The sequence below is a fragment of the Acidovorax sp. SUPP3334 genome (assembly GCF_030159055.1).
GTDB lineage: Bacteria > Pseudomonadota > Gammaproteobacteria > Burkholderiales > Burkholderiaceae_C > Paracidovorax.
Map to the genome: position 1 here is coordinate 84,189 of NZ_BQXQ01000019.1, position 10,001 is coordinate 94,189.

At 56.2% G+C, this 10,001-nt stretch carries 9 protein-coding genes, 1 tRNA gene and 1 pseudogene; all 11 read left to right on the forward strand.

Translation table 11 applies throughout. The features are described from left to right. Window positions 1–34: 34 nt before the first annotated feature. The gene (aceA, locus tag AVHM3334_RS12800; RefSeq protein WP_284412801.1) at window positions 35–1,354 is read left to right on the forward strand and encodes an isocitrate lyase; all 1,320 of its coding nucleotides are present in this window, start codon (window positions 35–37) and stop codon (window positions 1,352–1,354) included. A gap of 263 nt (window positions 1,355–1,617) precedes the next feature. Further along, window positions 1,618–3,537, forward strand: a complete 1,920-nt coding sequence (thrS, locus tag AVHM3334_RS12805; protein WP_284412802.1) for a threonine--tRNA ligase — start codon at window positions 1,618–1,620, stop codon at window positions 3,535–3,537. A gap of 79 nt (window positions 3,538–3,616) precedes the next feature. Continuing rightward, window positions 3,617–4,213, forward strand: coding sequence for a translation initiation factor IF-3 (infC, locus tag AVHM3334_RS12810; protein ID WP_284412815.1), 597 nt, complete (start codon window positions 3,617–3,619; stop codon window positions 4,211–4,213). A gap of 172 nt (window positions 4,214–4,385) precedes the next feature. After that, window positions 4,386–4,589 (forward strand): 50S ribosomal protein L35, encoded by a 204-nt coding sequence (gene rpmI, locus AVHM3334_RS12815; RefSeq protein ID WP_092745026.1) that lies wholly within the window; start codon window positions 4,386–4,388, stop codon window positions 4,587–4,589. 25 nt (window positions 4,590–4,614) lie between these two features. Continuing rightward, window positions 4,615–4,977, forward strand: a complete 363-nt coding sequence (gene rplT / locus AVHM3334_RS12820) for a 50S ribosomal protein L20 (protein WP_284412803.1) — start codon at window positions 4,615–4,617, stop codon at window positions 4,975–4,977. Between the two features lie 111 nt (window positions 4,978–5,088). Next, window positions 5,089–6,141, forward strand: coding sequence for a phenylalanine--tRNA ligase subunit alpha (pheS, locus tag AVHM3334_RS12825; RefSeq protein WP_284412804.1), 1,053 nt, complete (start codon window positions 5,089–5,091; stop codon window positions 6,139–6,141). 73 nt (window positions 6,142–6,214) lie between these two features. After that, window positions 6,215–8,659 carry a phenylalanine--tRNA ligase subunit beta gene (pheT, locus tag AVHM3334_RS12830; protein ID WP_284412805.1) on the forward strand — a complete coding sequence of 815 codons (2,445 nt, stop codon included), beginning with the start codon at window positions 6,215–6,217 and terminating at the stop codon, window positions 8,657–8,659. Next, window positions 8,659–9,015 carry an integration host factor subunit alpha gene (locus AVHM3334_RS12835; protein ID WP_502869902.1) on the forward strand — a complete coding sequence of 119 codons (357 nt, stop codon included), beginning with the start codon at window positions 8,659–8,661 and terminating at the stop codon, window positions 9,013–9,015. Before pheT ends, AVHM3334_RS12835 begins: the two co-directional genes overlap by 1 nt. A 99-nt stretch (window positions 9,016–9,114) precedes the next feature. Then, window positions 9,115–9,531 (forward strand): MerR family transcriptional regulator, encoded by a 417-nt coding sequence (locus AVHM3334_RS12840; protein WP_284412806.1) that lies wholly within the window; start codon window positions 9,115–9,117, stop codon window positions 9,529–9,531. Window positions 9,532–9,560: 29 nt separating this feature from the next. Then, window positions 9,561–9,637, forward strand: a tRNA-Pro gene (locus AVHM3334_RS12845). Between the two features lie 184 nt (window positions 9,638–9,821). After that, window positions 9,822–10,001 (forward strand): annotated as a pseudogene (locus AVHM3334_RS12850) (IS5/IS1182 family transposase); the annotation flags it as partial.

The window sequence follows — 10,001 nt, forward strand, 5'->3', positions numbered from 1 at the left end:
CGCCCGATGTTCAACCAACCTCTGGAGTGACTTTATGCCGCAATCCTTCAATGAACAGCTCAGCCGCGAACAGCAAATTGCTGCCCTCGAAAAAGATTGGGCGCAGAACCCCCGCTGGAAAGGCATCAAACGCGGTTACAGCGCTGCAGATGTGGTCCGGCTTCGCGGCTCTTTCCAGGTAGAGCACACCTTGGCACGGCGCGGTGCCGAAAAATTATGGAGCCTGGTGAGCAGCGAGCCCTATGTGAACTGCCTTGGGGCGCTCACTGGCGGACAAGCAATGCAGCAGGTAAAGGCCGGTATCAAGGCGATCTATCTGTCTGGTTGGCAAGTGGCGGCGGACAACAACGAATATGCGGCCATGTATCCAGACCAATCTCTGTACCCGGTCGATTCTGTGCCCAAGGTCGTGGAGCGCATCAACAACGCCTTCACCCGCGCCGACGAAATCCAGTGGTCCAAGGGACTGAATCATGGCGATGCGGGTTTTGTGGACTATTACGCCCCGATCGTGGCGGATGCTGAAGCAGGCTTTGGCGGCGTGCTGAACGCCTATGAATTGATGAAGGCCATGATCCGCGCAGGCGCGGGAGGCGTTCACTTTGAAGACCAGTTGGCCTCGGTGAAAAAGTGCGGCCATATGGGCGGAAAAGTGCTGGTTCCGACTCAGGAAGCGGTGCAAAAACTGGTGGCTGCCCGCATGGCGGCTGACGTATATGGCGTCCCCACACTGGTGATCGCCCGCACTGATGCAGAAGCCGCTGACTTGATCACCAGCGACTACGACGCCAATGACAAGCCATTTTTGACGGGTGAGCGTACGGCCGAAGGGTTCTACAAGACCAAGAAAGGGTTGGATCAGGCCATCAGCCGGGCCGTTGCTTACGCAGAATATGCTGACCTCGTGTGGTGCGAAACGGGCACGCCTGATTTGGAGTTCGCGAAGAAGTTTGCAGATGCCGTGCATGCGAAGCATCCGGGCAAATTGCTGGCCTACAACTGCTCGCCTTCCTTTAACTGGAAGAAAAATCTGGACGATGCCACCATCGCCAAGTTCCAGCGTGAACTGGGCGCGATGGGTTACAAGTACCAGTTCATCACGCTCGCCGGTATCCACAGCATGTGGTTCAACATGTTCGACTTGGCCCAGGACTATGTGAAGCGCGGCATGTCGGCCTATGTCGAAAAGGTGCAAGAACCCGAGTTTGCAGCCCGTGACTGTGGCTATACCTTCGTGTCCCATCAACAAGAGGTTGGCACGGGGTATTTTGACGATGTGACCACCGTGATCCAAGGGGGCAAGTCCAGCGTGACGGCACTTACCGGTTCAACGGAAGAAGAGCAATTCCACTGACTATTGGGTCGATGAAAAGCCCGGTGCCTCACGGCGCCGGGCTTTTTTATTTGGCCGGTTAGAATCCGCCAATCTTCACATCAGCACAAGAGCGAGAAAGGCACATCTGGTTATGACACCGCGAACTACATCGGAGCACTCGATCGGCCGTTAAGGCTGCATGTTCGCGCCTGCACAGATTGCATTCTTTTTAAAAGCGCGGACTTCGTTCCGCGCTTTTTGCTTTGTGGCGCTGCGCTTGCCACGTTAGACAAGGATTCTCAATGATTCAGATCACGCTTCCCGACAACTCCCAACGCGAATATCCCGGCCCGGTGACCGTGGCAGAGGTGGCTCAGTCCATCGGGCCCGGCTTGGCCAAGATGACGGTTGCCGGAAAGGTGGATGGACGATTGGTAGATGCCAGCGATTTGATCGACCACGATGCGCGCCTGCAGATCATCACGCCGCGAGATGAGGAAGGCGTCGAAATCATCCGCCACTCTTGCGCCCACTTGGTCGGACATGCGGTGAAGCAGCTCTATCCGACGGCTCGAATGGTCATTGGTCCAGTCATCGAAGAAGGGTTTTATTACGACATCGCCTATGAGCGGCCCTTCACTCCTGATGATCTCGCGGCTATTGAGCAGCGCATGAAGGAATTGATTGCGCAGGACTACGAAGTCGTGAAAAAGATGACGCCCCGGGCCGAAGTGATTGAGGTGTTCAAAGCCCGTGGCGAGGATTACAAACTGCGCCTGGTCGAGGACATGCCTGAGGAAAAAGCCATGGGCTTGTACTACCACCAGGAATATGTGGACATGTGCCGCGGTCCCCACGTACCCAACACGCGCTTTTTGAAAGTGTTCAAGCTCACCCGAGTTTCTGGTGCCTATTGGCGCGGCGATGCGAAGAACGAGCAACTGCAACGCGTCTACGGCACAGCATGGTCGGACAAGAAAGACCTGGAGTCGTACGTCAAGCGCATCGAGGAGGCCGAGAAACGCGATCATCGCCGTTTGGGCCGGGAATTGGATCTGTTTCACATCGACGAGCACTCGCCCGGAACTGTTTTCTGGCATCCCAAGGGCTGGACGATCTGGCAGGGCGTAGAGCAATACATGCGCCAGGTCTATCGCGACAACGGGTATCAAGAAGTGAAGGGTCCGCAAATCCTTGACAAGCACCTCTGGGAAAAAACCGGTCACTGGGACAAGTACCGAGAAAACATGTTCACGACGGAGAGCGAGAAGCATGACTACGCGCTCAAGCCCATGAACTGCCCAGGCCATATCTTGATCTTCAATCAAGGCGTCAAGAGCTACCGTGATCTGCCTTTGCGATTCGGAGAATTCGGGCAGTGTCACCGCAACGAGCCAACGGGTGGCTTGCATGGAATCATGCGCGTGCGTGCCTTCACCCAAGATGATGGCCACATTTTCTGTACGGAGGATCAGATCCAGCAGGAGTGCATCAACTTCACTTCCTTATTGCAGAAGGTCTACAAGGATTTCGGGTTCACAGACATCATCTACAAGGTCGCGACGCGCCCTGAGAAGCGCATCGGCTCTGAAGAGAGTTGGGACAAGGCTGAGAACGCACTGATAGAAAGCCTTAAGGCATCCGGTTGCGACTATCAGATCGCCGTAGGCGATGGTGCTTTTTATGGGCCGAAACTTGAATACACGCTGCGTGATGCCATTGGCCGCCACTGGCAGTGCGGAACCATTCAGGTCGACCCGTCCATGCCAGAGCGTTTGGGGGCCGAATATGTGGGTGAGGACGGCGCCCGTCATCGACCTATCATGTTGCACCGTGCGATCGTGGGCAGTCTGGAGCGTTTCATCGGAATCCTGATCGAGCAGCATGCCGGTGCGCTGCCGGTATGGCTGGCGCCAGTGCAAGTGAGTGTGCTCAATATCACTGGCGCTCAGGACGATTACTGTCGTGAAATTGCTGCAAAGCTGCAAAAAGCACTGCCGAATCAAGACCTTAGGGTAGCGCTTGACCTGCGTAACGAAAAGATTACGTATAAAATACGAGAGCATTCGTTGCAAAAGCTGCCTTACATCCTTGTCGCCGGCGACAAGGAAAAGGCAGCGGGAACCGTCGCAGTGCGTGCCCGAGGCAATCGGGATCTTGGTGTGATGTCTTTGGAAGCGTTTGTTGCGCTCATAGAACAAGACATCGCCGCTAAAGCTTGATTGGATGACAAACACCTGCTTTAGTCACATGGTCGTACGGAGTCAGCTACGCTGTTCGTAGCTTTTTGATTGAAGGAAGATAGCCATCGCTACTGAATTTCGTGATCGTCGCCAGCGCGAAGAGCGCAAGCACCGCCTGAACCGTGAAATCATGGCCCCTGAGGTTCGCCTTTCGGGTCCTGAGAATGAGCCGCTCGGTGTCGTGAGCCTCATGGAAGCCCTCCGCATGGCGGGCGAGCTGGATGTGGACTTGGTGGAGATTGCTGCCACGGCCAACCCACCTGTGTGCCGCCTGATGGACTATGGCAAGTTCAAGTATCAGGAGCAAAAGCGCGCAGCTGAGGCCAAGGCCAAGCAGACGGTCATCGAGATCAAGGAAGTCAAATTCCGTCCTGGCACGGACGATGGCGACTACAACATCAAGATGCGCAATATCCGCCGGTTTCTGGCGGAAGGCGACAAGTGCAAGATCACGCTGCGTTTCCGGGGGCGGGAAATCACCCACCAGGAATTGGGTTTGGCCTTGCTCAATCGCATTCGAGATGATTTGGGCGACACCATCTTGATCGAGCAGTTCCCGAAGCTCGAAGGCCGGCAGATGATCATGATGATTGCTCCTGGTAAGAAAAAGCCCGCTGGCAAGCCTGCGGCAGAAGGTGCAACCTCTCCTGTCTGAGGTTGTTTCGGACGGATTGACTGGAGCAGCTTCGAACCTGCTCTGGGCAAGACGCTGCGAAAGCGGCGTCGAACGGCAAACCGAGGTTTGCCGTCAAAAAGTGGCTCGGGGCCAACAAGGTTGCGGATCGGTCTGCAAACGCCTCGCGAGCACAAACAAAAGGAGCATTCATATGCCCAAAATGAAGACCAAGAGCAGCGCGAAGAAGCGTTTCCGCGTTCGTCCAGGTGGCACCGTCAAGCGCGGTCAAGCCTTCAAACGTCACATTTTGACCAAGAAGACCACCAAGAATAAGCGCCATTTGCGTGGTGCAGTTTCTGTGCATGAGACCAACATGGGCTCCATCGCACAAATGCTGCCCGGTGCTGGCCTTTAATAACTGACGAACAAGGAGTACTCACATGCCTCGCGTCAAACGTGGTGTAACGGCCCGTGCCCGTCACAAGAAAGTTCTCGCCCTTGCAACGGGTTTCCGTGGTCGCCGCGGTAATGTTTTCCGGATCGCCAAACAGGCGGTAATGAAAGCTGGGCAATATGCCTACCGTGACCGCCGCACCAAGAAGCGCGTGTTCCGCCAACTGTGGATCGCTCGTATCAACGCCGCCTCGCGCGAATTGGGTCTGACCTACAGCCAATTCACGAACGGCTTGAAAAAGGCTGCCATCGAGATCGACCGCAAAATGCTGGCCGACCTCGCGGTGCACGACAAGGCTGCTTTTGGCAGCATCGTGGAGCAAGTCAAGGCCAAGCTGGCTGCTGTTTGAGTTCACGACTTGCAGCTATCTTATTGATAGCTGCTTGCGCAATAAACGCAAGGGCTAGCGCTTGAAAAGGCACTAGCCCTTGTTTATTTCCAAGAGACGATGAGAGTTGGTATGAACGAGTTGGACTCCCTGGTCGAAAGCGCGCGGCAACTGTTTGCGCAAGCCATTACCCCCGCCGATCTGGAAAACGCCAAAGCCCAGTTTTTGGGCAAGTCCGGGCGCGTGACCGAGCTCATGAAGGGGATGGCTCAGCTATCCGTTGAGGAAAAGAAATCCCGTGGTGCCGCAATCAACTTGGCCAAGCAGGCCATCGAAGCTGCGCTGAATGCCAGCCGCAAGGCGTTGGCTGACGCAGAGTTGGAGGCACAGCTTCAAGCAGAATCACTGGATGTGAGCTTGCCGGGCCGCCAGCGTGGGCAAGGGGGGCTGCATCCGGTTTCACTGACCCTTGAGCGCATAGAGAGTATTTTTGGTTCTATGGGATTCGACGTGGCGGAAGGCCCTGAAATTGAATCGGATTGGTTCAATTTCACAGCATTGAATACGCCAGAGGATCATCCTGCGCGCTCCATGCACGATACGTTCTATGTGGAGGGCGGCACTGAAACCGCTCCCAATCTGCTGCGCACCCATACGAGTCCCATGCAGATTCGCCATGCCGTTCAGCATGTCAAAAAACACCGGAACCTCATTGATGCGGGACAGGCGATGCCTGAGATTCGGGTGATCGCGCCAGGGCGTACTTATCGCGTGGACAGCGATGCCACGCATTCACCGATGTTCCATCAGTGTGAGGGGCTCTGGATTGGCGAAAATGTCAGTTTCAAAGACTTGAAGGTCGTTTTCACCGATTTCTGTCGAACCTTTTTTGAAAGCGAAGATTTGGTCTTGCGCTTTCGGCCCAGTTTTTTTCCGTTCACAGAGCCTAGCGCCGAGATAGATATTCAGTTCCAGACGGGGCCTCTTGCTGGGCGTTGGCTGGAAGTTGCGGGTTCGGGGCAAGTTCACCCCAATGTGGTGCGCAACATGGGACTCGATCCCGAGAAGTACATCGGTTTTGCTTTTGGCATGGGGCCTGACCGGCTGACGATGCTGCGTTATGGCGTCAATGACCTGCGCCTGTTTTTCGACGGCGACATTCGCTTCCTTTCGCAGTTCCAATAAACCGCAAGAGTGCCGCTGGCGGACAGGTTTTGCTCTTCAAACGTCCGCATTCAAGAATCATCGAAAACTGAATATGCAATTTCCAGAATCCTGGTTGCGCGAGTTCTGCAACCCTCCGATTTCGACCACTGAGTTGGCAGAGACGTTGACCATGGCAGGGCTCGAAGTCGAGGAACTGCAGCCTGTGGCTCCGCCCTTTGCCAAGATCGTGGTGGGCCAAATCAAGGAAGCAGCGCAACACCCGAACGCTGATCGCTTGCGTGTTTGTCGGGTCGATGTGGGGCAGGGCGACTTGCTCAACATCGTTTGCGGCGCTCCGAATGCACGGGTGGGCATCAAGGTCCCTTGTGCCCTCGTTGGTGCTGAATTGCCACCCGGTGACGACGGCAAGCCGTTCTTGATCAAGGTGGGTAAGCTGCGTGGTGTAGAGAGCCAGGGCATGCTGTGTTCTGCACGGGAACTCAAGCTTTCTGAGGACCATGGCGGCCTTTTGGAGTTGTCTGCCGATGCTCCACTGGGCCAGGATATTCGTGAGCACCTGAAGTTGGACGATACGTTGTTCACTCTCAAGCTCACCCCAAATCTGGCGCATGCCTTAAGCGTTTATGGCATTGCACGCGAAGTGTCTGCTCTCACAGGAGCACCTTTGAAACCACTTCAGTTTCCCGCTGTGACGGCGGGTCATTCGGACGTTCTACCGGTCAATATCAGTGCTCCAGATCTTTGTGGGCGCTTCACGGGTCGGATCGTACGCAACGTCAATACCCAGGCGGTAACTCCGCAGTGGATGCTGGACCGTTTGGCGCGCTGCGGACAACGAGGCGTTTCACCGTTGGTCGATATCTCCAATTACGTAATGTTCGAGTTGGGTCGCCCGTCTCACATCTTCGATTTGGACAAGATCCATGGCACCCTGAATGTGCGCTGGGCACACGTGGGTGAAGAGCTCAAGCTGTTGAATGGCAGCACCGTCACGCTCGATGACACGGTCGGCGTCATTGCTGACGAGCGCCAGGTTGAATCATTGGCGGGCATCATGGGCGGCGATGCGACCGCTGTGTCAGATGCCACGCGCCATATCTATATCGAAGCTGCTTTTTGGTGGCCGAAGGCGGTTGCGGGCCGCTCGCGCCGGTACAACTTTTCCACCGATGCAGGACATCGTTTTGAGCGCGGTGTGGACCCGAGCCAGACAGCCGAGCATATCGAGCGCATTACCCAATTGGTGATCGATATCTGCGGTACTTCGGAGACGGTTTGCGGTCCGATGGACGATCAGCGTCCCAACCTGCCCGAGGCCAAGCCTGTCACATTGCGAGTCGCGCGCGCAGCAAAGGTCATCGGAATGCCGTTGACCCAGCAGCAGTGCTTCGACGCGTTGCATCGTCTGGGCCTGCCTGTGACCTTGGGAGAGGGCACGTTGACGGTACTGCCGCCTTCTTATCGCTTCGATCTGGCCATTGAGGAAGATTTGATCGAAGAAGTGGCCCGCATGGTGGGCTACCAGCAGTTGCCGACTACGCCCCCTTTAGCACCCATCACTCCAAAGTTGAGGGCAGAGGAGCAACGCGGGCCCTTCGCGATCCGGCGAGCATTGGCGGGGTTGGGGTATCGGGAAACCATTAACTTCAGCTTTGTGGAAGAACACTGGGAGCATGAGCTGGCCGGGAACCCCGAGCCGATCCGCCTGTTGAATCCCATCGCCAGCCAGATGAGCGTCATGCGCTCGTCTCTACTGGGTTCTTTGCTACAAGTTTTGAAATTCAACCTCGATCGTAAATCCCAGCGCGTCCGGGTTTTCGAATTGGGAAGAGTCTTTATTCGCGACAAGTCCATTGCTGGGTCCGACACCACGGTGGAGGGTTTTCATCAGCCCATCCGTGTGGCCGGTCTCGCTTACGGTGCTTCGGACATGCTGCAGTGGGCACGCAAGGAACAAGGCGTTGATTTTTTTGACGCCAAGGGAGACGTCGAAGCCCTGCTGGCGCCGTTCAAGGCCGAGTTTGAGCCTGCGGCACATCCGGCCATGCATCCAGGCCGCTGTGCCCGTGTGTTGTTGGATGGGCGTCCTATCGGTTTCGTCGGGGAGCTGCATCCCCGCTGGCGCCAGTCTTGGGAGCTTCCACAGGCCCCTGTCATGTTTGAGCTGGAGCTTGCGGCAGTCATACGGCGGCCAATGCCTTCTTTCCACCCGGTTGCCAAGCACCAAACAGTGGAGCGGGACTTGGCGGTTGCCGTCGCTGAGCGCGTGACCCATACGGATGTCATGGATGCAATCAAAGCCGCCGTGCCCGCCACGCGTTTGCGCAACGCGGTGCTGTTCGATGTGTTCCGGCCGAAGCCTTTGCGCGACGGAGAGGTGGCTGTGGGAGGAGGTCTTTCTATTGGTGAAAAGAGTTTGGCTGTCCGTCTGACGCTTGGCGCTGACGATGCCACGCTGACAGAGGCTGAAATCGACGCCACGATTCAATCGGTGGTTGAACATCTGTCCCATCGCACTGGTGCGAGATTGCGGTGATGGTTATGTTGAACGGGAGCGCTGACGTGATGGAATTTGCGGTAGAAGGCCTGGAAACCCCCGCCTTGACCAAGGCCCAGTTGGCGGATCTTCTCTTCGATCACATCGGCTTGAACAAACGCGAATCGAAAGACATGATCGATGCTTTTTTCGATCTGATCGCGCAGCGGCTAGTCGATGGTAAGGACGTCAAACTGTCGGGATTCGGGAATTTTCAGATTCGCACGAAAGCCCCACGCCCAGGACGAAATCCGAGAACTGGAGAGGCCATCCCGATTCAGGCCCGTCGTGTAGTGACCTTCCACGCCAGCAGCAAGCTCAAGGAGCAGATCCAGACGGGTGGGAGCGTGACTTGAAACGCTGTCGCTTTCTCGTCTTTGTTTGAGGGGATGTGGCTGGCGCCTTTGGTCCTGCTGCAGTACGCTTGATCGCTCGATTGTTAAAAACCGCGTCTCATGGGCACACCGCTTCCTCCCATTCCGGCCAAACGGTATTTCACCATTGGCGAGGTTGCTGCACTGTGCGGCGTTAAACCGCACGTGCTGAGGTATTGGGAACAAGAGTTCACGCAGCTGCGACCCATGAAGCGACGGGGCAACCGCCGCTATTACCAGCACCATGAAGTGCTCATGATTCGGCGGATACGTGATCTGCTGTATGAGCAAGGTTTCACCATCAGTGGCGCACGAAACCGGCTCCAGGAAGCCGAGTTGTCCTCTTCAGAGGCAGACCCAGCCACCTCGTTGCTGGATGGGGTTGTGGACTCGGGCAAGCTTTTTGCTCCACATTCCTTGCACGCGATCAAGACTTTGGACGCGCAAGTGCTGCGACAGGAATTATTTGAAATTCGAGCGCTGCTTTCCTTGAAGTGAGTTTTTTCTGCATATAATCCAAGTCTTGTCGGCGTGTAGCGCAGCCTGGTAGCGCACTTGCATGGGGTGCAAGGGGTCGCGAGTTCGAATCCCGCCACGCCGACCATTTATTCAAAAATTAACGGACTATCGCTAACGCGGTAGTCCGTTTTTTCTTGGGCATGACCTTACTGAGTCGCCCCTGCAAAACCCTGGCAACCCGCATGAACACTGGGTTTTCGCCAGTTCCGCTGGTTGCTTGATCCCCCGAGAATCAACAAATCAGATTTTGTTTTCTGGGAGTTTTGCAGATGTCCGAGACCGATTTCTGGCGCCAGCCGCTGGCCGAGATGATCGATCCGCGCCACCCGCTGGCGGTGCTGGCTGCCCGGCTGCCCTGGGCGCAGATCGAGGCGGCGTTGGCGCCGCACTTTGCCCGCCATGTGCGTGAGGGCCGCGCCGTTGCGCAGGACGATCTGTTCGGCCCATCG